This window comes from Streptomyces sp. NPDC014861, from assembly GCF_043081625.1.
Classification (GTDB): Bacteria; Actinomycetota; Actinomycetes; order Streptomycetales; family Streptomycetaceae; genus Streptomyces.
Genome location: NZ_JBIBWV010000015.1, coordinates 104,953 through 129,380, shown reverse-complemented (window position 1 = coordinate 129,380; position 24,428 = coordinate 104,953). Strand labels below are relative to the sequence as shown.

The window sequence follows — 24,428 nt, the reverse complement described above, 5'->3', positions numbered from 1 at the left end:
GTGCCGCAACCGCCGTTCCCGGGCCGGCCTCCAGGGGCCGACGGCGGAGGACCCGCCGCGGGTGGTGCCGCACCCTTCAGCCGTCGTTCCGCGCCGGCTTCCAGGGTCCGACGGCGAGACGGCCGGTGGTGCCGAGGTCGAGTTCGGGGACGACCATGACGGGGGCGGCGCCCGGCCGCCACCGGACACGGACGTAGGGGGCGCTGACCGGATCCCCCGCCTCCGTGGTGTTGCGCCAGACGAGACCCGCTCGGGCGCGTTCGCCGGGGCGAAGGCTGAAGGCGCGCGCGGGCCCGTCCGCCCCGGTGCCCGTGGCGACGGCCTCGCCGCCCTGGAGGACACGGACGGCCGGGAGGGCCCGGTGGTCCGCGTCCAGGGGCTGGACCGCGGGGTAGCCGTCGATCGACAGGGGCCGGGTGCCGCAGTTCTCCAGGTGCAGGCCGACGGCGCGCAGGCCCATGGCCGCGTCGCCCTCGTCCGCGTACACCCGGACGCCCGACGGCGGGCAGGGCCCGGTGCGTGTGAGGGCCTCGGCCGCCGGCACCGTCCGCACGGTACCGATGTGCACGCGGCCCCCGACGAGCGAGTCCGGCGGGGCGAGGGGGGCGGTGACGGTACGGGTCACGGTGGTCCCGGGCGCGACGGCCGGGATGGTCTCCTTCACGTTGTCCATCGCCCGCCCCTCCGCCGACAGGAACTCGAAGACCGCGATGGTGACGACCGGGCCCTCCGCCGGTCCGGTGACGGTGTACGTGGCGCAGGGCCGGGCGCAGCCGCCGGTGCCGGTGATCCGGATCCCGTCCTTCTCCTCGGCGCTGACGGAGGGGGCGGGGGCAGCGGATGCCGCACCGCCCGCGGAGCTCTGGCTCCCGCAGGCGGTGAGGAGGGCGAAGCCGGCGGCGAGTGCGAGCGGAAGGACGGGGTGCGGGCGCATGAGCCAAGTCGATCAAGCCCGGCCCCGGAGGGCCGTGGCGTGGGTCACTTCACCGGTCACAGGGCCGTCACAGTTCACCCCGAGAGGCGACCGCGAGCCCGGTGCCGAGGAACCGAGGGGCCGGGCGGCACGGGCCGACGGGCCGACCGCACTCCACCGAGCCCGGGGCGGGCGGCTCTCCCTCTCAGGACCCCCTCCCCTTGCCCTCTTCCTTCTCCGCCGCCACCGCAGGGCTCGTCGCCCGCTCGGCTGCCCCAATCGGCTGAAGGCCCGAGCCACGCGGGGGGACAGACGGGGCGCCGGCGGCCCGACGCCTTAACTTGAGGAGCGTTTCGCCCCGACACCCCCCACACAAAGGTGCCCCTCATGCGCTTCCTGCTCCCCGCCCTCGCCGCAGGCGCCCTCGTCCTCGGCAGCGCCGGACTCGCGAACGCCGACGTGAACGTGGAATACGAGCCCGAGAACTCCTACACCATCGTCTTCGGTGACTGGGGGCAGTTCGCCGCCGACGACGTGTTCAACGCCGGCCACGACAACACCGTCGGCTCCGACAACTGACCGCGGCGGCTCCAACGCCCTCCCCCGCACCGGCGGTCCCGGCGTAGCCCGGGCTCGACCATCGGTGAGGGCACGCCGCTCCTCGTCCGTCCGCCCGCCGCCCTGACCGGCGGGCGGACGACGACGACGGTCAGGACCCCCGGAGAACGCGGTGCGACACGCCCGTGATGTCGCAGACCCGTGCGACGACGGCCGGGCTCTTCCTTATGCCCGATGGCGCCTGCACATGTCGTGTGGATATGCCTGGCACGATGTCCGCATGGAGCCGCTGCCGACCCCTTGCCCCGCGCGCCTCGTTCCCGACGCCACAGGCGCCGGCCGCTTCGACGCCGCCTACCGACAGGCCAAGTCCCAACAAGCCGTCTTCATCGCGATCGAGAGCCAGGGGGCGTGGTGGACGGTGAAGGCGGACGCGCTCACCGCCGACCCCGGTCACCGCGTCGATGACGCCGTGGCGGGCGCCGCCCGGGACGCCGTGATGCGCCTGGTCGCCGCCGGCGAGGTCCGCTCGGACGCGTACGCGGGCCCCGTCTACTACGTCCTCCACGGTGTGGAGAGCGAGGAGCGGGCCCGTGAGATCGCCGCCGCCCTCCACGCGGCCCTGTACGGAGACCTCGGACCGCTCACCGTCGCGGTGCCCGCAGCCCCCTGACCCTCCGACACACCCCGCGCGGCGGCGCGGGGCGTGTCACTCGGGGAACGAGAAGTAGAGCGCCTCGCTGTAGAAGGACGCGAAGTGCCTCTGCCAGTCGGCACGGACCGAGGCCAGCCACGCGTCGTTCTGGCCGGCGATCGCCGCCTCCGCCTGCGCGACGGCGTGGGGGATGTCGTCGGCCGCGAGACGCCGCACGCTGTCGGCCGGATCGTCGTCCGTCATCGAGACGATCTCACCGGTTTCGAGGACGAAGTACTCCGCCTGCTGCTTCTCCAGGTGCGCGGTGGTCCTGTCGACGCACTCGGCGAACTCGGCGTCGTCCTGAAGGCCCTTGCCGACCTCGCGCAGGAGGTCGCGGAGCAGAGCCGCGCCCTGGGCGTAGTCCGCGGCGATACCGATCGGAGGGTTCCAGATCATGGACGGGACGGCGGTGGTTCCGCGCCCGACCAGGAGCTTGTGCGCGAGCGGAATGTCCCAGTTGTGCTCGGATATGCATCGGATCCGCTGCGGGATCCCCGCCTCGGTCGGCATCGAGTCTGCGGAGTAGAGATAGGAACGGTTTGCCATGATCACGACGCTAGCACCGGGGACCGACAACGCCGGCGCCGTCGGACCGCACAGGCCGGGCGCGCCCGCACCGGGGGATTCCCGGCGGCACACCCGGCCGGAGCGGTGATTCAGCGCGGGTTGCGCGGGAGCGACAGCAGGCTGGGCCGCTCCACGACGTCGGAGGGGTCAGGGGCGGGGCCGCCGGGGACCTGGCCGGGATGGTCGACCACTCCGGTCGCCACGACGGCGTAGGACTCGGAGAAGTCGCGCCATGCGCGCACGTCCATGCGGTGTCCGCGGTAGGCGTACGTGTCCGGGTCCAGGAAGAGGTACTGGCGGTCCCGGACGTCGTCCCCGGTGGAGAAGGCGAGGGTGATCCCCGACCGGCCGGCCGCGTCCCGCATCGGCTCGCGGACCAGTTCGGTTCCGGGGATGAGCCCCAGCGCGCGGTAGAGCGCGGCGTTGATCCGGGGAGGGATGTCCGGGGCTGTCTGCAGGATGTTGAGGATCCTGGCGAACTGCGCTCCGGGAGTGGTGACCGGAGGGTGCTTCGCCGTGCCCCCGTCGTGGGCTTCGCGATCGGGGCCGACGTATGCGCCGCTCGGCTCCAGCTTGGAGCGGAAGACGGGGTCCTGACTCACCCGCTCAAGGAGTTCGCGAGGGTCGGTGGGCAGCCGGGACAGCGCCTCACGGGTCTCCTGGGGCCGGCTGACACCCCGTCCCGGCGGGGCGAGCAGGCCACCGATCACGGACACGACCTGACGGTCTCCGGTGGAGACGGTCTCGTCCACGAACGCGCTGCTCGCCCCGTCGTACCGGACCCAGAACGGGACGTGCTCGCAGCCGTTCTCGCAGACGACGCTGTTCGTGTAGATCCACTGACGGGGGCGCGGCTGCTTGTCCGGGCGCTTCTGCGCGTGGGCCGCCGCGGAGTCCAGGACCTGCGCGACAGTCAGGGCCTGTACCTGCCCGGGCCGTACCGCGTCGCCGCCCGTGGTGGCGATGAGGGCGACGGCGACCGTGCCCGCGGCCAGGCCCATGAAGGTGGTCCGCCGTATGCCGGGCCACGCGAGGGCGCGACGGGCGGTCCCCTGTGTGCCGGGCTCGGACACGGCTTCGGCGGCACGCTCGGCCTTGGCCCGTTCCAGGACGGCCAGCTCCGCGCCGAGCCGCTGCTTGAATCCGGTGGGGGTGTTCATCGGGTGGCCTCCGCGAGGGGGGTGCTGAAGGTCTCGGACGGGGAGGGGCGCCCGGCGCGCAGCGCGGCACGGGCGCGGTGGAGGCGGACGCGGGCCGTCGCCTGGGAGATCCGGAGCACCTTCGCGGCCTCCTTCGTGGTCAGGCCGTCGACGGCGACCAGGTCGATCACGGCGCGCAGCGGTTCGGACAGCTCGGCGTGCCGGGCGAGCAGGTGCCTGGCCTCCCGCTCGGCGTCGATGCGCTCCTCGAACCGCAGCACGTCCTGCTCGTCCAGGAGCCGGCGGCCGCTCACCGCGGCGACCGCCTCCCGTTCACGGGCCGTCTGACGGGCGTACGAGGCGAGCGTGTTGCGGGCGATTCCGTAGAGCCACATCAGGTGCGTGCCCCGTCGGGGGTCGTAGCCCTCGAACGCCTCCAGCGCGGCCACGAAGACGTCGGCCGTCAGGTCCGCGGCCACGTGACGGTCCGCGGTTCTGCGGGTGACGAAGCCGAGGATGGCGTCGAAGTGCGCCTCGTACACGTCGCCGAACGGTGTTCGAGTCCGTCCGGGCTCGTGCGTGGGTCTCTGCACGCGGGACCTCCAGTGTGGCGGGTGATTCTCTCACCCGTCCTTGGCCGAAGATCGGCAACCCGTTACTTTCCGCAGGTCAGAGCGGTGCGGCACCCCACCCCCGGACGCGGCCCCCACCCCCGGACACGGCCGCCCACCCCCGAACCCTGTCACCCGCCCTCGGACCCTGCCGCCCAGCCCCGGAGCTCAGACGTTCCGGCGGTCTCCGTCGGCGTCGCAAGGCAGCTCGGAGGCGGGGTGGTTGGCGGTGAAGTCTCGTCGTGCCTGGCGCTCGGTCTCGGCGATGGCGGTGGGTTCGATGTCGATGATGCCGCCGAAGGGCCGGTCGACGTCGCGGATGATGACCAGGGCCGTGGTCAGCAGGGCGGTGATGACGACGAGGGTGATGATCTGGCCCCGGTTGTTGCGGCGGGGAAGGCAGATCCCCAGGGCCGCCACCGTGATGACCAGGGTGGCGAGCAGGAACCAGAAGATGGTGCTGGGAATGCTGGAGGTCGCCTGGGTCAGGCGCTCCTCCCGCTCGTCGGAGCGCTTGTTGTCGGCGGCCACCAGCATCCCGAAGGCCGGCGTGCCCTCCAGCGTCTCGAACGTCTTCCGGAACGAGGTCGACCACACGCTCGGGGCCACCGAGCCGTTCCCGTCGGACATCGCGGGCCACTCCTGGACACGCACCGCGCGGGCGTAGCAGACGGCGTCGGCCTGGATCCTGGCCCGCTGCGCCACGGGGGCGTACTCGGCTGTCTCCACGAGCTGGTCCAGGGCGCGCGCCTCGCCGCGCGCGGCGACCTCGGCCTTGCCGTAGGAGCCGTTGGCGGTGACCAGGACGAACGAGAGCAGCAGGACGGTCATGGTCAGCAGCGGGCCGACGAGGTCCTTGACGGCCATGCCCTCGTCGTCGTCGGCGTTGACCAGCCTCGGCCGGAGCCACCTGTTCGCGGCGAGGCCGGCCAGCAGGGCGAGCACGGCGACGATGATGACGAGGGCCACAGGAGCCACCTCCGGGAGCACGCGGGGTCCCGGCGGGCACGCCGGGTCGGCATGATCCTCTCGGGCTCCTCGCCGCGTACGGGAGAACGGAAACGTTCACTCGCCCCCGCACGGGCGACAGCGCCTCCGCCACCCGGCCCAGAGTGCGCCGCCCGTCCGGGGCCCGGCACGACGACGGCGCCCGCACAGGGTGCGGGCGCCGTCGGGAAGGGCGAGCTCGGTCAGCCGCGGACGATGTTCTCCGCCTGCGGGCCCTTCTGGCCCTGGGTGATGTCGAACGTCACCGTCTCACCCTCGGTGAGTTCGCGGTATCCGTTGCCGGAGATGTTGGAGTAGTGGGCGAAGACGTCCGGTCCGCCTCCGTCCTGGGCGATGAAGCCGAAGCCCTTCTCGGAGTTGAACCACTTCACGGTGCCGCTGGCCATGCTCGTCCTTCTGGTCAATTCGGTGGTTGCCCGGGTTCGGGCCCCACTGGGCCTCCTGGGATGCCCGACACACTCCTCCCCCGACTGCCTCACGTCTACACACGTTCTCCAGATCCTTTTCGGATCCGGGTGACTTCTACGATTCGGTCTCGATCGGGGGCGCGGCTTGGGGGCGGCTTCGGGTACGGCCATCATGGGCGCCATGCAGCGGCCGCTCCCCCTCCACCTCCCCGAGTGGTTCATGGCCGACGACGCGTCGGTGAACGTGGCCCTCGTCTATCCGATGCAGGGGCCCGCCGGGATGTTCGGTCCGACGTGCGGGGCCTGCGCCCGGCTGGCGGCGGAGGAGGTCAACAAGGCGGGCGGGGTGCTGGGCAGGGAGCTGCGGCTGGTCGAGGTCGACGGCGGGGCCGACCCCGGGCGGGTCGCGGCGGAGGTCGAGGCACTGGTGGCGACGGGGGTCGTCCAGGGCGTCACCGGGTGGCACATCTCCTCGGTGCGGCGGGCGGTCGCGCCGCGGATCGCGCACCGGGTCCCGTACGTGTACACGGCGCTGTACGAGGGGGGTGAGCGCACCGAGGGCGTGTACCTGACCAGCGAGACCCCTGCGGGTCAGCTGCTCCCCGCGATGCGCTGGCTCATGGAGGCGCGGGGCGTGCGGCGGTGGTTCGTCGTCGGCAACGACTACGTGTGGCCCCGGCGTACCGCGCGGGCGGCTCGCCGGTACGCGCGCGACTGCCGGGGCCGGGTGTGCGGGGAGGCGTATCTGCCGCTGGGCACGGACGACTTCGCCGGTGTGCTGCGGCTCGTCGAGCGGGCGGAGGCGGACGGCGTGCTGATGCTGCTGGTGGGCAGTGACGCGGTCCGGTTCAACCGGGCTTTCGCCGCTTCCGGTCTCGACCTGCGGTGTCTGCGGCTGAGCACGCTGATGGACGAGAGCATGCTGCTGGGCAGCGGTCCGGAGGCGACCGCCGGCCTGTACAGCACGGCCGGGTTCTTCGCGTCGCTGGCGGACCGGAACAGCATGGACTTCCACGGGCTGTACGCCGGGCGCTTCGGGAGCGACGCCCCGGTGCCGGGGAGCCTCGGGGAGTCCTGCTACGAGGGGGTGCTGCTGCTGGCCGCGCTCGTCGAGCGGGCCCGCACTCTCGACGTGTCAGCCATCGGGGCGGCCGCCGAGCACGTCTCGTACGAAGGGCCACGGGGACTCGTGGGACTGAGCGGCCGTCATGTGCGCCAGCGCATCTATCTGGCGGAGGCGGAGGGCCACGACTTCAACGTGCTCGCCCAGCTCCCCGCTCCGCCCCGGCGGCCGTGACGGCGTCACGGCCGCCCAGCACCCCGGTCAGTCGGCGCAGCAGCTCCGCGAGGTGGGCCTCGTCGGCCTCGGCGAGCGGGGCGGCCCACGCCTCCCGGTCGGCGTCCACCGCGCGGGACAGCAGCTGCCGGTGCTCGACGCCCCGGGGTGTCAGGGCCGCGAGCACACGGCGGCGGTCGGCGGGGTCGGCACGGCGGTAGACCAGGTTCTGGTCGACGAGCTGGTCCACGAGCCTGGTCAGGGTGGGGGCCGGCAGGAAGGCGTGTTCGGCGAGGGCCGTCATGGTGTGGCCCTGCCCGTCGGCGAGCAGGTCGAGGACGCGCCACGCCTCCAGGGAGCAGTCGAAGGCGCCGAGCACGGTCTGGAGCCGGCGCGCGGAGAGGCGCTCGGCCCGGGTCAGCAGGTGGAGCAGGTCCTGATGCCGGTTCGTCATCTCGCTCCTCGCGCTCGCGTCGTACGTCCTCCCGGGGGTGGGGACGCGTCGAGCCTACAACCGTCCGGGGCGATCCCCCAGGGGGTCCGGGAAGGCGATCCTTCCGCCAGGAAGCATGGCGGCGGGGACACAACTGCGCTTGTCAGCAACGATTCTGACGGGACCTCTCCTGCGGCCCGCCCGCAATTGCTTCCTGTGGAAACTGTTCTTCAATTGCTCGGAAACGCGGTGGAAACAGATCCGGCCCAGGCTGTGTCGCACTTCAGCGATCGGAGTCTTCCGCTCCCCTCATCACGCCCTCCGGGGCACGGAGGTCACGCATGTCCGGGCTCATCCTCACCAGACGCGGTCTTCTCACGAGCATGTCGGCCGTCGGCGCCGTCGGAGTCCTCGCCGCCTGCGGCGCCAAGACCGGCAGTGGTACGTCCCCCGGCGCCGAGGCCAAGGCGGACACGTCCGGCGCCACCGTCAAGGTCGGCCTGCTGAACTCGCTCTCGGGCACCATGGCCATCAGCGAGGTGACGGTGCACAACGCGCTGCTCCTCGCGGTGAAGGAGATCAACGCCTCCGGCGGTGTGCTGGGCAAGAAGCTGGAGGCCGTCAGTCAGGACGGCGCCTCCGACTGGCCCACCTTCGCCGAGAAGGCCGAGGCGCTGATCACGGACGACAAGGTCGTCGCCACCTTCGGCTGCTGGACGTCCGCGAGCCGCAAGGCCGTGAAGCCGGTCTTCGAGCGGTACAGGTCGCTGCTCTTCTACCCGGTGCAGTACGAGGGGCTGGAGCAGTCGCCGTACATCTTCTACACCGGCGCCACCACCAACCAGCAGATCGTGCCCGCTCTGGAGTACCTGAAGAAGCAGGGTCTGACGCGGCTCTACCTGGTGGGCAGCGACTACGTCTTCCCGCGCACCGCCAACAAGATCATCCAGGCGTACGCGAAGGCGAACGGCATGCAGGTGGTCGGCGAGGACTACGCGCCGCTCGGCTCCACCGAGTTCAGCACCATCGTCAACAAGGTCAAGGGGGCCGGCGCCGACGCCGTCTTCAACACCCTCAACGGCGACAGCAACGTGGCCTTCTTCAAGGAGTACAAGTCGGCCGGGCTCACCGCGAAGAGCCTGCCGGTGCTCTCGGTGTCCATCGCCGAGGAGGAGGTCAAGAGCATCGGGACGCAGTACCTGGAAGGGCAGTTGACCGCCTGGAACTACTACCAGACGACCCCGGGCGCGGCGAACGAGAAGTTCCGCACGGCCTACCAGGCGGCGTACGGCGCCGACAAGCCGACGAGCGACCCGATGGAGGCCGCGTACAACGCCGTGCACCTGTGGAAGGCCATGGTGGAGAAGGCCGGCTCCTTCGACGTGGCGAAGGTGAAGGCGGCGTCGGACGGCATCACGCTCGACGCGCCGGAGGGCACGATCACCGTCGACGGGGCGACCCAGCACGTCCACAAGACCGCCCGGATCGGGAAGATCGGCGCGAACGGTCTCATCGACGAGGTGTGGAACTCGGGCAAGCCGATCAAGCCGGACCCGTACCTGAAGGGCTACCCCTGGGCCGCCGGGCTCTCCTGAGCCGCCTCCCGCCCCCGCGTCCCCCCGTCCCCTTCCGGAGCCGCTTCATGACGGTCGTCCTCAACCAGTCCTTCACCGGCATCAGCATCGGTGCCGTCCTCCTGCTCATCGCGCTCGGCCTGACCCTCACCTTCGGGCAGATGGGCGTGATCAACATGGCGCACGGCGAGTTCATCATGGCCGGCGCGTACACGACGTACGTGCTCCAGCAGTCCCTCGGTGGCGCGGGCGTCTCGCTGCTCGTCGCCCTGCCGCTGGCCTTCCTGGTCGCCGGCGCCATGGGGGCACTCCTCGAATGGCTCCTCATCCGGCGCCTCTACGCCAGGCCGCTGGACACGCTGCTCGTCACCTGGGGCGTCTCCCTGATGCTCCAGCAGCTCGCCCGGGACGTCTTCGGCGCCCCGAACGTCCAGACCCGCGCACCCGACGTCCTCACCGGCAACGTCTCCGTCGCGGGGGTCACCTTCGCCACCAACAGGCTGTTCATCCTCGCCCTGGCGCTGCTGTGCGTGCTCGGGCTCACGCTGCTGCTGCGGCTGACGCCGCTGGGGCGGCGCATCCGGGCCGTCGTGCAGAACCGGGACCTCGCCGAGGTGTCCGGCATCGCCACGGCCGCGGTGGACCGGACGACCTTCTTCATCGGCTCGGGCCTGGCGGGCGTGGCGGGCGTCGCGCTCACCCTGGTCGGCCCGATCGGGCCGACGATGGGCACGAACTTCATCGTCGACGCCTTCCTGGTCGTGGTCGTCGGCGGCGTCGCCCAGCTCAAGGGCAGCGTGATCACCGCCTTCGCGCTGGGGGTGCTCCAGTCGGTCGTGGAGTACTCGACGACCGTCAGCGTCGCGAAGGTCTTCGTGCTCGTGGCGATCGTCGCCTTCCTCCAGTGGCGACCCCAGGGCCTCTACACACTGCGTACCCGGAGCCTGGCATGACGACGACACCCTCCCCACCCGACACCGCGGGCGAGCCGGTCGCCCCGTCGCCCCTCACGCGGCTCCGCGTGCCGGGCGCCTTCCTCCTCGGCGCGGTCCTGCTCGTCGGCGTGGCGCCGCTGGTCCTCTCGGATTTCCGGCTCAACCTCCTCGCCAAGTACCTGTGTTACGCGATCGTCGCGGTCGGGGTCAGCCTCGCCTGGGGCCGCGGGGGCCTGCTCGTCCTCGGCCAGGGCGTCTTCTTCGGCCTGGGCGGCTACGCCATGGCGATGCACCTGAAGCTCGCCGACGCCGCCGCGACCGGGCAGACGCTGCCCGACTTCATGCAGCTCTACGGCACCTCCGACGCGCTGCCCTGGTGGTGGGCGCCGTTCGCGAACCCGGTCTTCGCGCTCGCGATGACGGTGCTGCTGCCGATGGCGGTCGCCGCCCTGCTCGGGCTCTGCGTCTTCCGGCGCCGGGTGAAGGGCGCGTACTTCGCGATCCTCAGCCAGGCTCTCGCGGCGGCCCTGTCCATCTGGCTGATCGGCCAGCAGGCGACCACCGGCGGCACCAACGGGCTCACCGACTTCCAGGGCTTCTTCGGCTACGACCTGGACGACCCGGTGAACCAGCGGATGGTGTACTTCGTCATCGCCGCCGTGCTCCTGCTGCTGATGATGATCACCCGGCAGCTGTTCGTCAGCCGCTACGGCGAGCTGCTGATCGCCGTGCGGGACGCCGAGGAGCGGGTGCGCTTCCTGGGATACGACCCGGCCATGGTCAAGCTGGTGGCGTACGTCGGGGCGGCCGGCGCGGCGGGGCTGGCCGGCGCGCTCTTCGTCCCGGCCGTCGGCATCATCTCGCCCGCCCTGATCGGCATCGTGCCGTCCATCGGCTTCGTCATCGGCGCGGCGGTCGGCGGGCGGGCCTCGCTGCTGGGCGCGGTGCTCGGCGCGATCGCGGTGGCCTGGGCCCAGAGCGGTCTGTCCGACGCGTTCCCCGCCGCGTGGACGTACCTCCAGGGCCTGCTCTTCGTCGTGGCCGTCGGGTTCCTGCCCGGCGGGCTCGCCTCTCTGGTGTCCGTCGTCCGCGGGCGACGCGCCCGGACCCGTACCACTCCCCCGGCTCCCCGAGGAGGAACCGTATGAACGGCGACGGACTGGTCGTCCGCGACCTGCGGGTGACGTTCGACGGGTTCACCGCCGTCGACGGCGTCGACCTGGACATCCACCCGGGCGACCTGCGCTTCCTGATCGGCCCCAACGGGGCCGGCAAGACCACCCTGGTCGACGCGATCACCGGCCTGGTGCCCTCGACCGGGTCGGTCCGCTTCGAGGGCCGGGAGCTGCGCGGGAAGCCCGTGCACCGCATCGCCCGCCTCGGCCTCGGCCGCACCTTCCAGACGGCCACGGTCTTCGAGGAGCTGACCGTGCTGCAGAACCTCGACATCGCGGCGGGCGCCGGGCGCGGTCCGCTGACCCTGCTCCGGCGGCGCAAGGACGTGCCGGAGGCGGTGACACGGGCGCTGGGGACCACCGGTCTGACGGCACTGCGGGACCGGCCGGCGGGCGCGCTGGCCCACGGCCAGAAGCAGTGGCTGGAGATCGGCATGCTCCTCGTCCAGGACGTGCGGCTGCTCCTGCTCGACGAGCCCGTCGCCGGCATGAGCCACGACGAGCGCGAGGCCACCGGCGAACTGCTGCGGAGGGTGAGCGGGGAGCGGACGGTCGTCGTCATCGAGCACGACATGGACTTCATGAGGTCGTTCGCCCGCAGCGTGACCGTCCTGCACGCCGGGCGGGTCCTCAGCGAGGGCTCGGTCGCCGACGTCCAGGCCGACGCCCGGGTCCAGGAGGTCTACCTCGGGAGCGCCTCCGAACCCGACCGCGAGGTCGCCGCCGTCGCCGGGGCCGGCGGGGAAGGGGTGTGACCGCCGTGCTGGAGATCACGTCCCTGCGGGCGGGCTACGACCGCACCACCGTGCTGCACGAGGTGTCCGTCACGGTCCCGGCGAACGGTGTCGCCGCCGTCCTCGGGCACAACGGCGCCGGCAAGAGCACCCTCCTGAGGGCCGCCATGGGGTCGATCAGGCCGAGCGCCGGGACGGTCCTGCTGGACGGCGAGGACATCACCCGCCTCGCCCCGCACCGGCGGGTCGCCCGGGGCATGGCGTACGTCCCCCAGGGCCAGCAGTCCTTCCCCCACCTCACCACCGCCGAGAACCTGCGGCTCGTCGCCGACGGGCGCCGCCACGGCAGGGAGGCGATCGCGGAGGCCCTGGACCTCTTCCCGGTCCTGGGCGAGCTGGCCGGTCGCCGTGCCGGCCTCCTCTCCGGTGGCCAGCGCCAGCAGCTCGCCCTGGCCCGGGCCCTGATCACCCGGCCCCGGGTCCTCCTCCTCGACGAACCGACGGAGGGCATCCAGCCGTCCGTCGTCCGCGAGATCGAGGACGTGATCCTGGCCCTCACCTCGCGCGGCGGTCTGTCGGTCCTCCTCGTCGAGCAGCACGTGGGGTTCGCGATGCGGGCCGCCCAGCGGTACTCCGTGCTGGAAGCGGGCCGCGTCACCTCCTCCGGAGCGGGCGGGACCGGGGCGGAGAGCACGGTGCGCGAGGCGCTCAGCGTGTGAGGCCCCGGGCGGGCCGGAAGGGGGCGGACGCGTGTCCGCCCCCTTCCGGCCGTCAGCGACCGGTCGGGCGGGGGAAGCGGAACTCGGTGCGCCGGCGGGCGGTGGTGCCGGGGCGGAGCACGGGGGTGGGGTACGCGGGGCGGTTGGGGGCGTCGGGGTAGTGCTGGGCCTCCAGGCAGACCGCGCCGTGGCGGAGGAGGGGACGGCCGGCGGGGTCGGCCAGGCCGCCGTCGAGCTGGTTCGCCGTGTAGACCTGGAGGCCGGGCGCGGTCGTCCAGAGCTCCATGACCCGGGTCCCGCCGGGGGCCGTCAGGCGGGCGGCTCGGCGGGGTACCTGCGACTCGGCGCCGGAGAGGGTCCAGCAGTGGTCGTAGCCGCCGGCGAGGCGGAGCTGTTCGTCGACGGAAGCGAGGAGGGTGTCCCGCAGGCGCCGGGGGGCGGTGAGATCGAAGGGGGTGCCCTCCGGGTCCGCCGGCGGGCCGAGCGGGATGCCGGCGGGGTCGACGGGGAGGTAGCCGGTGGCGTCGACCTGGAGCGTGTGGTCGAGGACGTCGCCGCCGTCGGCCGCGAGGTTGAAGTAGGCGTGGCTGGTGAGGCTGACGACGGTCGGTCGGTCCGTGGTGGCGACGCACTCCAGGGAGAGGGTGCCGGCGGCGTCGAGCGCGTACGTGGCGGTGACGTCGAGGGTTCCGGGGAAGCCCATGTCGCCGTCGGGGCTGCGCAGGGTGAGCCGCAGCGCCGCGGTGTCGCCGTCGACGAGCGGGGCGGCGCTCCAGACCCGGTTGTCGAAGCCGTCGGGCCCGCCGTGCAGGGCATGGCCCCGGTCGTTCACGGGGACGTGGTGGGTGACGCCGTCGAGCGTGAACCGTCCGTGGGCGATGCGGTTGGCGTACCGGCCGATGAGGGCGCCGAGGTACGGGCTCTTCTCCGCGTACTGGTCGAGCGAGCCGAGCGAGAGGACCACGTTGTCCGTGCGCCCCAGGGTGTCGGGGACGCCGAGGGCGTGCAGGACGCCGCCGTACGTGAGGATCTCCGCGTAGGTCCCGGAGGGCGACGCCAGGTGCCAGAGGGTGACCTCCTCCCCGGCGGGGGTGGTGCCGAACGGGCGGTGACGGATGGTGGGTCGGGGCATGGGGATTCCTCGGGCCGGGGGGAGGAAGGGTGGGCGTCCTCGGGGCGGGACGGGCCCCGAGGACGGGTTCAGGGAGCGTCGGTCACAGGGGCGGTCGGTGCCGTGCGGGTCCGCGGCCCCGCCACCGTGTGGGAGCCGCCGGTGGATTCGCGGACGACGAGTTCGTAGCCGGGGCGGATGCGGCGCGGCTCCGTGACGGGGGCGCCGGCGAGGCGCTCCACCAGCCGGTCGACGGCCTGGCGGGCGATGGCCCGCTTGTCCGGGGCGACGGTGGTGAGGCTGATGGCGCCGTACCGGCTCTCCTCGATGTCGTCGAAGCCGACGACGGCGATGTCGTCGGGGACCCGCAGGCCCCGCTCGGCGAGGGTGCGCAGCGCGCCGAGCGCGATCAGGTCGTTGTAGGCGAAGACGGCGTCGGGCCGGACGTCGCGGTCGAGGAGGGTGGCCATGGCGTCGGCGCCGTCGCCCCGGCCGTAGCCGTCGGTGGCGACGACCAGCCGCTCGTCGGGTTCCACCCCGGCGGCGGTGAGCTCCTCGCGCCAGCCGCGCAACCGCAGGTGGGCGGGCTGGCGTTCGCGGCCGGTGCGGGAGCCCAGGAAGGCGATGCGGCGCCGGCCGAGGTCGAGCAGGTGGCGGACCGCGCTGCGGGCGGCGGCGACGTTGTCGATGGCGATCTGGTCGTACGGGGCGTCGTACTCCCGCTCGCCGAGGAGGACGAGCGGGGAGGTCTCCTGGCGGGCGAGCAGGTCGCCGTTCTCCAGGTGGATGGGGCTGAGGATCAGCCCGTCGATGACGTGGGAGCGGAACTCCTGGCAGACCAGCAGCTCCCGCTCGCGCAGCCCCGCCGTGTGGTCGACGAGCACGGTGTAGTCGTGCTGGGCGGCCGCGTCGATCACCGCGCCGGCCAGCTCCGCGAAGTACGGGTTGCCCAGCTCGGGGACCGCGAAGGCGATGATGCCCGTGCGCCCCTTGCGGAGGTGGCGGGCCGTGAGGTTCGGCCGGTAGCCGAGCTCGTCGATGGCCCGCTGCACCTTGGCGCGCATCTGCGGCGTGACGTGGGGGTAGTTGTTGACCACGTTCGAGACGGTCTTGATGGAGACGCCGGCCCTCTGCGCGACGTCCTTGAGGCTGACGCCCACGAGACTCCTCTGGTTCGGCTCTGGCCGGTGTCGGGGCCGGGACGGGACCGACGGGGCGGTTGCGGTGGTGCGGATCGGCTTCAGAGCGTTCTTCTGGTACGTGAAACGTACCGCTGGGCCACCACGACCAGGATCAGGAAGCCTCCACTGACCACCGACTGGTACGAGGAGTTCAGCGAGCCGATCTGGTTGATGAGGTTCTGGATGACGGCGAGCAGCAGGACGCCCCACAGCGTGCCGGTCACCGAGCCGGCGCCGCCGACGAGGAGCGTGCCGCCGATGACGACGGCGGCGATGGCGTCGAGCTCCATGCCGGTGCCGATGATCGTGACGCCGGAGGAGAGCCGTGCGGCGTTGATCGCCCCCGCGAAGCCGGCGAGCAGGCCGCTGAGCACGTACACCGTCACCTTGGCGCGGGCAACCGGCAGCCCCATGAGGGTCGCCGCGTCGCCGCTGCCGCCGACGGCGAACAGCGTCTGGCCGAAGGAGGTGCGCTGGAGGACGAGGCCGCCCGCGGCGAACAGCGCCAGGGCGATCAGGATCGGGTGGCCGAACCCGGCGACGCCGCCCTGGCCGAGCTCGGCGAACGCCGAGCCCTTCGGCACGAGATGGGTGGTGGCGCCCTCGTCGGTCAGCGCGAGCAGCAGGCCCCGGGCGCCCAGCAGGGAGGCGAGGGTGACGATGAAGGGGGCCATGCCGGCGCGGGCGATCAGGAGGCCGTTGAGCAGTCCGATGGCGCCGCACACGACGAGCGGCGCGAGCAGCGCGGGCAGCAGGCCCCACTGCGAGGCCCAGGCGGCGAGGACACCGCCGAGGGCGAAGACGGAGCCGACGGACAGGTCGATGCCGCCGGTGATGATCACCAGGGTCATGCCGAGGGCGACGACGGCGAGGAAGGACGCCTGGACGAGGACGCCGCGCGCGTTGTCGAGGGTGGCGAAGGTCGGGTAGACGAAGGACGCGATCACCACGACCGAGAGCAGGACGGCGAGCACGCCCTGGCTCCGCACGCCCGCCAGGAGGCGTTCCGCGAGGCTGTCGCGGGGACGGGCGACTGAGGGCCGGTGGGAGGCGGTGGGTGTGCCCCGGCCGTCCGGGGCTTCCGGGGCTTCCGGAGCGGTCGGGCCGGCAGCCGGCGTGGGGCCGGCCGGGTCGGCCGTGGCCGCTGTGGCTGCGGACGAGGTCTGCTTCATCGGGATCGGCGCTCCCGTGCGACGTAGACGGCGGCGACGATGATGGCCGCCTGGGCGATCTGGGCGGTGGAGTCGGGCAGGTCGTGCTTGACGAGCGTGGCCCGGAGCAGCTGCATCAGGAGCGCGCCGGCGACGGTGCCCAGGACGCGGATCGAGCCGCCGCTGAGCGGGGTGCCGCCGACGACCACGGCGGTGATGGCCGAGAGTTCCATCAGCGTGCCGAGGGAGGAGGGGTCGCTGGCGGTGAGGCGGGCGGTGGCGAGGACGCCGGCCAGGGCGGCGAGGACGCCGCACAGGATGTAGACGCCGGTCAGGACGCGCTTGACGGGGAGCCCCGCGAGCGTGGCGGCGGCGCGGTTGCCGCCGATGGCGACGACCTGCCGCCCGAAGGTGGTGCGGTGGACGACGAAGGCGACGGCGAGGGCCAGGACGCCGGCGATCAGCACGACGAGCGGGATGCCGAGGAAGCTGCCGGTGCCGAGGGCGAGCAGGTCGGGGTTGACGATCTGCTTGAGCCGGCCGTCCGCCATGACGAGCGCCAGACCGCGTCCGCCGACGAACAGCGCGAGGGTGGCGACGATCGGTTGGAGTCCGACGACGGAGACCAGGGTCCCGTTGATCGCTCCGACGAGGGCGCCCGAGAGGAGCGCGACGAGCAGGGCCGGGATCAGTCCGTAGCCGAGGTAGAGCGGCAGCAGCGCGGCGGCGAGGGCCATGGCGGAGCCCACGGAGAGGTCGACGCCCTCGGTGCCGATGACCAGGGCCATCCCGAGGGCGACGATGACGATCGGCGCGACCTGGATGAGCTGGGTGCGGAAGTTGTCGGCGGTGAGGAAGTGGTCGGTGAAGAGCGCGTTGAAGAGGAGCAGCGCGGCCACGGCCGCGTAGACGCCGTACTCCTGGAGCCAGGCCGCCGTAGCGCCGCGGCCTCGGGGTCCGGGGCTCTTGGCGCCGGGGGCTCCGGGTGTGCCGGGTGCGCCTGGGGCACCGGGGGTGCCGGGGCCGTGGGCTCCCTCGCCGTGGACGGGTTCCTCGGTGGCCTGGGCGGTCATCGGGGGGCCTCCTCGGATGCGGGGCGGGGGTGTGGGGACGCGGGGGTGGGCGGGGGCTCGGACGGGGGTTCGGACGGGGGTGTTGAGGTGGGTGCGGGTTCGAGTGCCGGTGCCGGTGTCGATTCCGGTGCGGGTTCGGGTGCCGGTGCGGGGGCGGGCGCGGTCGCGGTGGGGTCGTCGGGGGATCGAGGGCGGCCGGCTTCCGGGGCCTGGTCGGCGGGTGGGGCGTGGTCGGCCAGCGCGGCGAGGAGGGCGCCTTCCGAGACGTCCTCGCCCACGAGTTCGTCGACGGTCGCGCCGTTGCGCAGGACGACGATCCGGTCGGCGCCTTCGACGAGTTCCTCGATGTCGGACGAGATCAGCAGGACGGCGAGGCCCTCCCCCGCGAGTTCGTCGATGAGGGCCTGGACCTCGGCCTTCGCCCCCACGTCGATGCCCCGGGTGGGTTCGTCGAGGAGCAGGACCTTCGGTTCGAGGCAGAGCCAGCGGGCCAGGAGGACCTTCTGCTGGTTGCCGCCGGACAGTTCGCCGACCTTCTGCTCCGGGCTGGACGCCTTGATCCGCAGCCGCTTCATGAAGATCTCGACCAGTCGGTCCTGGCGCGCCCGGGAGACCACGCCGCCGCGTGACAGCCGGGGCAGGGCGGCGAGAACGATGTTCTCCCGCACGGACAGGCCGGGCACGATCCCCTCCGCCTTGCGGTCCTCCGGGAGCAGGCTGATCCCCGCCCGGATGGCCGCCGCCGAGGAGGAGCGGGCGAGCGGCGTGCCCGCGACCCGTACCTCCCCCGCGTCCAGGGAGAGCGCGCCGGCGAGGGCCTTCGCGGTCTCGCTGCGGCCGGAGCCGAGCAGACCCCCGAGGCCGAGCACCTCGCCCGGATGCAACTCCAGCGAGACGTCGTCCAGTTGGTGGCGGCGTACCAGGCCCTTCGCGGTCAGGACGGGGGTCCGGGCGACCTCGTGGCCGTCCGCGCCGAAGCTGGTGACGCCGTCGCGTCGTACCTCGGACACCTCCCGGCCCAGCATCATGGAGACCAGCCTCACCCGGTCGAGCTCCGCGAGCGGGCCGGTGTGGATGTGCCGGCCGTCGCGCAGGACGGTGACGCGGTCGCAGACGCGGTAGAGCTCGTCCATGCGGTGGCTGACGTACACGACGGCGATGTTCCGCCGTCTGAGGTCCTCGATGACCCGGAAGAGGGTCTCGACCTCGCGGGGTTCCAGGGACGACGTCGGTTCGTCCATGACGACGACCTGGGCGTCGACCGAGACCGCGCGGGCGAGGGCGACCATCTGCTGGGTGCCGAGCCCGAGCGTGTGCAGGGGGCGGCGCGGCTCCACGGTGACGCCGAAGCCGCCGAGGAGTTCGGCCGCCTCCTCGTGCATCCTCGGGAAGTCGATCAGGCGGAGACGGTTCTTGGGTTCGCGGCCGAGGAAGACGTTCCGGGCCACGCTCATCAGCGGAACGAGGTTGACCTCCTGGTAGATCGTGGAGATCCCGGCGCTCTGCGCCTCGGAGGGGCGGGAGAAGCTCACCGGGCTTCCGGCGAGCAGGAGTTCGCCGGCGTCGGGGCGGTGCACTCCGGTGAGCACCTTGATGAGGGTGGACTTGCCCGCGCCGTTCTCACCGACGAGGGCGTGGATCTCGCCGGCGCGGAGCGTGAAGGAGACGTCGTCCAGGGCGATGACGCCGGGGAAGCGTTTCCCGACGCCGCGGGCCTCCAGCACCGCCGGCGCGGACGCGGACGCCGTGCCGCGGACCGCGGACGCTGCCGCTTCGGGGAGTGCCATGGGGGCCTTCCGGGGTTCGAGGGTGGGTGGGCAGGGGGCTGAGGGGTCGGCCGGCGCGGCCGGCGCGGGTGACCGGCGGAGAGGGCCCGAGGGAGACCGTCGGAGAGGCCGCGAGGGGTGGCCCGCGGAGCCGGTACGTCAGGGGCGGGCGTGGCCTGCGGAGCCGGTACGTCAGGGGCGGACGTGGCCTGCGGAGGCCGTACGTCAGAGGCGGACGTGGCCTGCGGAGGCCGTACGTCAGAGGCGGACGTGGCGCGGGGCCGCACGGAGCGGGGAGGCCGGGTGCGGCCCCGCGGATCCATCCGGGAGGCGCGGGCCGGGATCGCGCCGAGGTCCCCTGCGTACCGGCCCCGTCTCGGCTCCCGCCCCCGTCGGTCAGTACGCGCCGCCCAGCGACTCCTCGGCGTTCGCCGGGTCGTAGGCGCGGTCGGCGATGATGACGTCCTCGGGGATGCCCTCACCCGCGTAGAACTTCTGCGCGGTGGCGAAGGCCAGCGGCCCGAAGCGCGGGTTGGACTCGACCACGGCGTTCAACTCGCCGTTGGCCAGGGCCTGTACGGCGTTGCGGGTGCCGTCGATCGACACGATCTTGATGTCCTTGCCGGGCTTCTTGCCGGCCGCCTTGAGGGCGGTGACGGCGCCCAGGGCCATCTCGTCGTTCTCGGCGTACACCGCCGTGATGTCGGGCTTCGACTGGATCAGCTGCTCCATGACCTGCTGGCCCTTGTCGCGGGCGAACTCGCCGGTCTGCTGGGCGACGATCTCCAGGCCCGGCGCCGTGGCGGCGACCTGGTCGACGAAGCCCTTGGTCCGGTCCGTGGTGACGCTGTTGCCGGACGATCCGAGCAGGATGGCGACCTTGCCCTTGCCTCCGGTCGCCTTGGCCATCGCGTCCGCCGCCCGCTTGCCCTGCTCGACGAAGTCCGAGCCGAGGAAGGCGAGATAGTCCTTGCAGGCGGTGGCGTTGACCTTGCGGTCGATGGTGAGGACGGGGACCTTCTTGGCGGCGGCGGCCTGGAACGCGGGCTCCAGGCCGTCGGAGTTGAGCGGGGCGACGATCAGGAACTGCGCGCCCTGGGCCAGCATGTCCTGGATGTCGCTGATCTGCTTGGACAGCTGGGACTGGGCGTTGGTGGTGAGGAGCTTCTTGACGCCGATCCTCGCGGCCTCGTCCTTGATGGACCGGGTCTCGGCGATGCGGAACGGGTTGGCCTCCTTCTCGGACTGCGAGAAGCCGACGACGGCGTCCTTGAGGTCGAGCTTCGGCGCGCCGTAGGTGGTGAGGTCGCAGCCGGAGCCCGCTTCGGCGGAGGCGGTCGGTGTCTGGACGGTCTGCGCGCCCTGGCCGCTGTCGCCGGCGGCCTCGCCGGTCGTCTCGGACTTGGCGCAGCCGGAGAGCGCGAGCGCGGCGGTGGCCGCGACGACGCAGGCGACGGAGAGCGTGCGGGATCTCTGCGGAAGGGTCATCGGAAGGACACTCCTTGGCGGGGGACAGCACCGCCGAGCGGCGTGCGGTCGCACGGGGGCAGGGAAGCGGAGCCAGACCGCCGCGATGAGGACGGCGGACCTGTGATGCACAGTCTCGATCAGCCCGGATCATGGCCTTGACCTGGGGAGATCATGATGCGGAGCGCCTTCCGGGACGGGCGGCGACTCCGGCTTTACAACGTTATAACCGTGCCGCGGCGAGCTCGGCAAGAGGCGAGGACAACGTTTTCCGGAATCCTGCACCGAGGCGAAAGCACCTTTCCGCGCACGTTGTTGACGATCGCTCACCCAGGGCGCGCGCGGGGTCTGGACAGCCTCCGCACGGCGTGCTGTCATTCCGCTGCACGCCGATTTCCAACGTTGGAATTCCGGTCGGCCGCCCCGCCGGGGCCCCCTGCCGACCCCGTACGCAGGCAGTCGCCGTACACCGGTTCCGTACGCCACCGGGCGTACTCCCCGCCGTACGCGTGACCCCGCCGGCCGCCGTGCCGGACACCCCGCACGGCGGGACGTTCCGGGGCCGCCCGCCCCCTCGGTCCTTCCTGCCCCGCACGAGGAAGACGTGATGACACGACAACCACGCACCACCCGTTCCCGCACCCGGTTCTGGTCCCTCCTCACCGCCGCCGCCCTCGTCCTCCCCGTGGGCGCCCTGACTCCCCCGGCCGCCGCCCTCGCCGCCGATCGGACCCCGTCCTCGGCGGCGTCCACGACGGCGTCCACCGCCCCCGCCATCGAGGTCCACGGCCTCAAGGGCGAGTACTTCGCGATGTCCGCGCCCGGCGCCCGCGACTTCGCCCGGCTCGGCGGCACCGCGCTCGACCCGCAGGTCGACTTCTCCGGACTCACCGGCACGTTCGAGGCGCTGACCGGCAGCTCGGAGCACACCACCGCGCGCTGGACCGGACGGATCGCCGCCCCGGTCACCGGCGACTACACCTTCCACGGCATCGGCGACAACGGCTTCCGGCTGTTCATCGACGGCGAGCCGGTCATCGACCACTGGGTGCCCGACTGGGACCGGGAGCAGACCAGCGCGCCCGTGCGGCTGACCGCGGGCGAGAAGCACGACTTCCGGCTGGAGATGTTCCAGGACGTCGGCGGCGCCAACATGTTCCTGCGCTGGTCGACGCCGACGATGCCCAAGCAGCTCGTCCCCGAGTCGGCCTTCACGCCGCCGGACGACTTCGCGGTCTATCCGGTCGAACCGACCGTCCCGGCGGACGGCCGCCGGCTGCTGCTCCGCTTCGACCACCGGGTCGGCGGCCTCGACCGGCTCGCGGACCACCTCGCCGTGGAGGCCGACACCACTCCCCTGCCGATCCGCTCCGTCAGGGCCGCGCCCGGCGATCCGACGACCGCCGTCGTCGAGCTCGACGCTCCGGTCCAGAAGGGCCAGCGGGTACGGATCGACTACGACGGCGCCGGCGGTCTGACCAACGGCGGCGAGACCGTCCCCCGGCTCCTGCGCGCGGCGGCCAACGCCTCCGCCCACCGCCTCACGACCGAGTGGGGCGACGAGCTGGACCCGAGGAACCCGCTGCCCGAGTACCCACGCCCGCAGCAGGTCCGCTCGCAGTGGAAGAACCTCAACGGCCCCTGGCAGTTCGCCCCCGCGAGGGCCGGCGAGACGCCCGTCTTCGGCAAGGACCTGCCGGAGCGGATCGTCGTACCCTTCCCCGTCGAGTCCCAGCTCTCGGGGATCGAGCGGCACGAGGACCACATGGTCTACCGGCGGCTCGTCGACGTCCCCCAGGGCTGGAAGGTCGGCAGGACCGGCCGCGGCAACCGTCTGATGCTGAACTTCGGCGCCGTCGACCACCGGGCCACGGTGTACGTGAACGGCCGGAAGGTCGCCGAACACACCGGCGGCTACGACGCCTTCGGCGCCGACGTCACCGACGCACTGAAGGCGAGGGGCCCGCAGGAGATCGTCGTCGCCGTCACCGACACCGGCGGCCCGAACCAGCCCACGGGCAAGCAGTCCACCCACCCCGGCGGCATCTTCTACACCCAGTCCTCGGGCATCTGGCAGACCGTGTGGATGGAGCCGGTCGCTCCCGTCGCCATCGACGACGTCGTCACCACCCCCGACGTCGACACCTCCACCCTCGCCGTGACGGTCCGGTCCGCCCGTGCCTCGGCCGGCGCCCGCGTCGAGGCCGTCGCCCGGGACGCGCGGGGCAGGATCGTCGGCCGGATCAGCGGCCCGGCCAACGGCGAACTGCGGCTTCCGGTGCCGCAGGCCCGGCTGTGGAGCCCGGACGACCCGTACCTGTACGACCTCGACGTGCGGCTCACCGACGGCCGGTCGTCCGACCGCGTGGGCAGCTACTTCGGCATGCGGAAGATCTCCGTCGAGAAGGTCGGCGGCTTCCCGAAGCTGGTGCTCAACGGCGAGCCGGTCTTCTCGCTGGCCACTCTCGACCAGGGCTTCTGGCCCGACGGCCTGTACACACCGCCGAGCGACGAGGCGCTCGCCTTCGATCTGGAGGCCCACAAGAAGCTCGGCTTCAACGCGGTGCGCAAGCACATCAAGGTCGAGTCGGACCGCTGGTTCTACCACGCCGACCGCCTCGGTCTCCTGGTGTGGCAGGACTTCGTCTCCGGCGACCTGAAGGACGCCGCCGGGCGGCAGGCCTTCGTCGAGCAGGGCCGGGAGATGATGCGCGAGCACCACGACTCCCCGTCCGTGATCGGCTGGATCGTCTTCAACGAGGGCTGGGGCGAGTGGGACCGCGAGGAGTCCGGCCGGATCGCCGAGTCGGTGAAGGCGGCCGACCCGTCCCGGATCGTCAACGCCCACAGCGGTGTCAACTGCTGCAACTCCAAGGGTGATTCGGGCAAGGGCGACATCATCGACCACCACGACTACAACAACACCGACGCGCCCTACCCCGACCACCGGGCGGCGATGGACGGCGAGCACGGCGGCTTCACCCTGCGCACCCCCGGGCACATGTGGCCCGGCGCGCCGACCGTGATCTACAGCGGGGTCGCCGACAAGGAGGCACTGACCCGCAAGTACGTCGAGAACACGGAGAAGTACTACCTGGAGGCGGCGGGCGCCGAGCTGTCGGGCTCCGTCTACACCCAGATCTCGGACCTGGAGAACGAGCTCAACGGCCTCTACACGTACGACCGCAGGGAGATCAAGGTCGACCCGGTGCGCGTCCGTCAGATCAACCGCAAGGTGATCGCGGCCGGTGCCTCGGCCGGGCGGCACACTCCGGTGGCGGGCGGTGCCTCCTGGGCGCTCGACGAGGGCGCGGGGACGACGGCCGGCGACTCCGGCCCGAACAGGGCGACGCTCACCCTCACCGGGGACACGAGCTGGACGGACGGCGTCCGCGGCAGCGGGCTGCGCTTCGACGGCCAGGGCGACTTCGCGCAGACGGCCGGCCCGGTGGTCGACACCACCGCCGGTTACACGGTCTCGGCCTGGGCGACACTCGACGCCCTCCCCGGGAACTACGCCACCGTCGTCAGCCAGGACGGCCGGCGCCAGGAGAACCCCTTCTACCTCCAGTACGGTCAGGGCGCCTTCGCCTTCAGCACGCCGGGCGGAAACCGGGCCCGCTTCGCCACCACGCCCGAGCTCGGCCGCTGGTACCACCTGGTGGGCGTCCGCGACCCGGCCCGGAACGAGCTCCGGCTCTACCTGGACGGCGCCCTGGTGGCCACGGCCGCGCCGGGTCCCGCGGACGTGAGCACCGGTCCGCTGGCGGTGGGCCGGGCCAGGTGGGGCGGTGGGAACGTCGACTTCTGGAAGGGCTCGGTGGACCGGGTCGGCGTCTTCGACCGGGCGCTGTCCTCGGAGGAGGTGGCCGCCCTGAACGCCGCGGAGCGCCCGTAGCGGCCCCGGCGTCACCGAGTGGGGCCGGGCCCCGG

At 72.6% G+C, this 24,428-nt stretch carries 22 protein-coding genes; 9 read left to right on the top strand and 13 right to left on the bottom strand.

Annotation, left to right across the window (positions count from 1 at the left end; translation table 11 throughout):
• Window positions 1-76: 76 nt before the first annotated feature.
• A complete protein-coding gene (locus tag ACF1BN_RS26130) occupies window positions 77-934 on the bottom strand; it encodes a DUF4232 domain-containing protein (protein ID WP_392334033.1) in 858 nt (285 codons plus the stop codon).
• Window positions 935-1,300: 366 nt separating this feature from the next.
• Here ACF1BN_RS26130 and ACF1BN_RS26125 point away from each other — a divergent pair, with 366 nt between their 5' ends.
• Together ACF1BN_RS26125 and ACF1BN_RS26120 are read left to right on the top strand one after the other, a co-directional pair.
• Complete coding sequence (locus tag ACF1BN_RS26125) at window positions 1,301-1,492, top strand: hypothetical protein (protein WP_392334032.1); 192 nt, start codon at window positions 1,301-1,303, stop codon at window positions 1,490-1,492.
• Between the two features lie 259 nt (window positions 1,493-1,751).
• On the top strand, window positions 1,752-2,144 hold the full coding sequence (locus ACF1BN_RS26120) for a hypothetical protein (protein WP_392334031.1): 393 nt from the start codon (window positions 1,752-1,754) through the stop codon (window positions 2,142-2,144).
• 36 nt (window positions 2,145-2,180) lie between these two features.
• Here ACF1BN_RS26120 and ACF1BN_RS26115 read toward each other — a convergent pair whose 3' ends face one another.
• The 5 genes from ACF1BN_RS26115 to ACF1BN_RS26095 form a co-directional block, all read right to left on the bottom strand.
• Entirely contained in the window at window positions 2,181-2,714 is a 534-nt protein-coding gene (locus tag ACF1BN_RS26115; RefSeq protein WP_392334030.1) for a hypothetical protein, read from the bottom strand.
• 110 nt (window positions 2,715-2,824) lie between these two features.
• A complete protein-coding gene (locus ACF1BN_RS26110; RefSeq protein WP_392334029.1) occupies window positions 2,825-3,895 on the bottom strand; it encodes a CU044_5270 family protein in 1,071 nt (356 codons plus the stop codon).
• Window positions 3,892-4,467: an RNA polymerase sigma factor gene (locus ACF1BN_RS26105; protein ID WP_392334028.1), complete on the bottom strand. Its 576-nt coding sequence runs from the start codon at window positions 4,465-4,467 to the stop codon at window positions 3,892-3,894. The genes ACF1BN_RS26110 and ACF1BN_RS26105 overlap by 4 nt, the downstream gene beginning before the upstream one ends.
• A gap of 186 nt (window positions 4,468-4,653) precedes the next feature.
• Complete coding sequence (locus ACF1BN_RS26100; protein WP_392334027.1) at window positions 4,654-5,454, bottom strand: hypothetical protein; 801 nt, start codon at window positions 5,452-5,454, stop codon at window positions 4,654-4,656.
• A gap of 221 nt (window positions 5,455-5,675) precedes the next feature.
• Window positions 5,676-5,879, bottom strand: coding sequence for a cold-shock protein (locus ACF1BN_RS26095; RefSeq protein ID WP_383813762.1), 204 nt, complete (start codon window positions 5,877-5,879; stop codon window positions 5,676-5,678).
• A gap of 202 nt (window positions 5,880-6,081) precedes the next feature.
• Here ACF1BN_RS26095 and ACF1BN_RS26090 point away from each other — a divergent pair, with 202 nt between their 5' ends.
• Window positions 6,082-7,197, top strand: coding sequence for a substrate-binding domain-containing protein (locus ACF1BN_RS26090; protein ID WP_392334026.1), 1,116 nt, complete (start codon window positions 6,082-6,084; stop codon window positions 7,195-7,197).
• Here ACF1BN_RS26090 and ACF1BN_RS26085 read toward each other — a convergent pair.
• Window positions 7,154-7,630: a MarR family winged helix-turn-helix transcriptional regulator gene (locus tag ACF1BN_RS26085; RefSeq protein WP_392334025.1), complete on the bottom strand. Its 477-nt coding sequence runs from the start codon at window positions 7,628-7,630 to the stop codon at window positions 7,154-7,156. The genes ACF1BN_RS26090 and ACF1BN_RS26085 overlap by 44 nt on opposite strands.
• A 320-nt stretch (window positions 7,631-7,950) precedes the next feature.
• On the opposite strand from ACF1BN_RS26085, the gene urtA reads away from it, so the two are divergent.
• Genes urtA through urtE form a run of 5 tightly spaced genes read left to right on the top strand, consistent with a single transcriptional unit; the run spans window position 7,951 to window position 12,746 of the window.
• Window positions 7,951-9,204, top strand: a complete 1,254-nt coding sequence (urtA, locus tag ACF1BN_RS26080) for an urea ABC transporter substrate-binding protein (protein ID WP_392334024.1) — start codon at window positions 7,951-7,953, stop codon at window positions 9,202-9,204.
• A 47-nt stretch (window positions 9,205-9,251) separates the two neighbouring features.
• Window positions 9,252-10,136 carry an urea ABC transporter permease subunit UrtB gene (urtB, locus tag ACF1BN_RS26075; protein WP_392334023.1) on the top strand — a complete coding sequence of 295 codons (885 nt, stop codon included), beginning with the start codon at window positions 9,252-9,254 and terminating at the stop codon, window positions 10,134-10,136.
• On the top strand, window positions 10,133-11,266 hold the full coding sequence (urtC, locus tag ACF1BN_RS26070; RefSeq protein ID WP_392334022.1) for an urea ABC transporter permease subunit UrtC: 1,134 nt from the start codon (window positions 10,133-10,135) through the stop codon (window positions 11,264-11,266). The genes urtB and urtC overlap by 4 nt, the downstream gene beginning before the upstream one ends.
• Entirely contained in the window at window positions 11,263-12,048 is a 786-nt protein-coding gene (gene urtD / locus ACF1BN_RS26065; protein ID WP_392334021.1) for an urea ABC transporter ATP-binding protein UrtD, read from the top strand. The genes urtC and urtD overlap by 4 nt, the downstream gene beginning before the upstream one ends.
• A gap of 5 nt (window positions 12,049-12,053) precedes the next feature.
• Window positions 12,054-12,746: an urea ABC transporter ATP-binding subunit UrtE gene (urtE, locus tag ACF1BN_RS26060; protein WP_392334059.1), complete on the top strand. Its 693-nt coding sequence runs from the start codon at window positions 12,054-12,056 to the stop codon at window positions 12,744-12,746.
• Window positions 12,747-12,798: 52 nt separating this feature from the next.
• On the opposite strand, the gene ACF1BN_RS26055 is transcribed toward urtE, so the two are convergent.
• The 6 genes from ACF1BN_RS26055 to ACF1BN_RS26030 all read right to left on the bottom strand — a co-directional run bounded on the left by ACF1BN_RS26055 (window position 12,799) and on the right by ACF1BN_RS26030 (window position 20,516).
• A complete protein-coding gene (locus ACF1BN_RS26055; RefSeq protein ID WP_392334020.1) occupies window positions 12,799-13,878 on the bottom strand; it encodes an aldose epimerase family protein in 1,080 nt (359 codons plus the stop codon).
• Window positions 13,879-13,946: 68 nt separating this feature from the next.
• Complete coding sequence (locus ACF1BN_RS26050) at window positions 13,947-15,017, bottom strand: LacI family DNA-binding transcriptional regulator (RefSeq protein WP_392334019.1); 1,071 nt, start codon at window positions 15,015-15,017, stop codon at window positions 13,947-13,949.
• A gap of 80 nt (window positions 15,018-15,097) precedes the next feature.
• Window positions 15,098-16,210, bottom strand: coding sequence for an ABC transporter permease (locus ACF1BN_RS26045; RefSeq protein WP_392334018.1), 1,113 nt, complete (start codon window positions 16,208-16,210; stop codon window positions 15,098-15,100).
• A complete protein-coding gene (locus tag ACF1BN_RS26040) occupies window positions 16,207-17,262 on the bottom strand; it encodes an ABC transporter permease (RefSeq protein WP_392334017.1) in 1,056 nt (351 codons plus the stop codon). The genes ACF1BN_RS26045 and ACF1BN_RS26040 overlap by 4 nt, the downstream gene beginning before the upstream one ends.
• Window positions 17,259-19,049: a sugar ABC transporter ATP-binding protein gene (locus ACF1BN_RS26035; RefSeq protein ID WP_392334016.1), complete on the bottom strand. Its 1,791-nt coding sequence runs from the start codon at window positions 19,047-19,049 to the stop codon at window positions 17,259-17,261. The genes ACF1BN_RS26040 and ACF1BN_RS26035 overlap by 4 nt, the downstream gene beginning before the upstream one ends.
• Window positions 19,050-19,424: 375 nt before the next feature.
• Entirely contained in the window at window positions 19,425-20,516 is a 1,092-nt protein-coding gene (locus ACF1BN_RS26030; RefSeq protein ID WP_392334015.1) for an ABC transporter substrate-binding protein, read from the bottom strand.
• A gap of 586 nt (window positions 20,517-21,102) precedes the next feature.
• On the opposite strand from ACF1BN_RS26030, the gene ACF1BN_RS26025 reads away from it, so the two are divergent.
• On the top strand, window positions 21,103-24,393 hold the full coding sequence (locus ACF1BN_RS26025) for a LamG-like jellyroll fold domain-containing protein (protein ID WP_392334014.1): 3,291 nt from the start codon (window positions 21,103-21,105) through the stop codon (window positions 24,391-24,393).
• Window positions 24,394-24,428: the final 35 nt, after the last annotated feature.

Excerpts from the sequence above, each read along its gene's own strand:
- ACF1BN_RS26130 (WP_392334033.1), bottom strand. The coding sequence starts at position 934 with ATGCGCCCGCACCCCGTCCTTCCGCTCGCACTCGCCGCCGGCTTCGCC.
- ACF1BN_RS26125 (WP_392334032.1), top strand. The coding sequence starts at position 1,301 with ATGCGCTTCCTGCTCCCCGCCCTCGCCGCAGGCGCCCTCGTCCTCGGC.
- ACF1BN_RS26120 (WP_392334031.1), top strand. The coding sequence starts at position 1,752 with ATGGAGCCGCTGCCGACCCCTTGCCCCGCGCGCCTCGTTCCCGACGCC.
- ACF1BN_RS26115 (WP_392334030.1), bottom strand. The coding sequence starts at position 2,714 with ATGGCAAACCGTTCCTATCTCTACTCCGCAGACTCGATGCCGACCGAG.
- ACF1BN_RS26110 (WP_392334029.1), bottom strand. The coding sequence starts at position 3,895 with ATGAACACCCCCACCGGATTCAAGCAGCGGCTCGGCGCGGAGCTGGCC.
- ACF1BN_RS26095 (WP_383813762.1), bottom strand. The coding sequence starts at position 5,879 with ATGGCCAGCGGCACCGTGAAGTGGTTCAACTCCGAGAAGGGCTTCGGC.
- ACF1BN_RS26090 (WP_392334026.1), top strand. The coding sequence starts at position 6,082 with ATGCAGCGGCCGCTCCCCCTCCACCTCCCCGAGTGGTTCATGGCCGAC.
- ACF1BN_RS26085 (WP_392334025.1), bottom strand. The coding sequence starts at position 7,630 with ATGACGAACCGGCATCAGGACCTGCTCCACCTGCTGACCCGGGCCGAG.
- urtA (WP_392334024.1), top strand. The coding sequence starts at position 7,951 with ATGTCCGGGCTCATCCTCACCAGACGCGGTCTTCTCACGAGCATGTCG.
- urtB (WP_392334023.1), top strand. The coding sequence starts at position 9,252 with ATGACGGTCGTCCTCAACCAGTCCTTCACCGGCATCAGCATCGGTGCC.
- urtC (WP_392334022.1), top strand. The coding sequence starts at position 10,133 with ATGACGACGACACCCTCCCCACCCGACACCGCGGGCGAGCCGGTCGCC.
- urtD (WP_392334021.1), top strand. The coding sequence starts at position 11,263 with ATGAACGGCGACGGACTGGTCGTCCGCGACCTGCGGGTGACGTTCGAC.
- ACF1BN_RS26055 (WP_392334020.1), bottom strand. The coding sequence starts at position 13,878 with ATGCCCCGACCCACCATCCGTCACCGCCCGTTCGGCACCACCCCCGCC.
- ACF1BN_RS26045 (WP_392334018.1), bottom strand. The coding sequence starts at position 16,210 with ATGAAGCAGACCTCGTCCGCAGCCACAGCGGCCACGGCCGACCCGGCC.
- ACF1BN_RS26040 (WP_392334017.1), bottom strand. The coding sequence starts at position 17,262 with ATGACCGCCCAGGCCACCGAGGAACCCGTCCACGGCGAGGGAGCCCAC.
- ACF1BN_RS26035 (WP_392334016.1), bottom strand. The coding sequence starts at position 19,049 with ATGGCACTCCCCGAAGCGGCAGCGTCCGCGGTCCGCGGCACGGCGTCC.
- ACF1BN_RS26030 (WP_392334015.1), bottom strand. The coding sequence starts at position 20,516 with ATGACCCTTCCGCAGAGATCCCGCACGCTCTCCGTCGCCTGCGTCGTC.
- ACF1BN_RS26025 (WP_392334014.1), top strand. The coding sequence starts at position 21,103 with ATGACACGACAACCACGCACCACCCGTTCCCGCACCCGGTTCTGGTCC.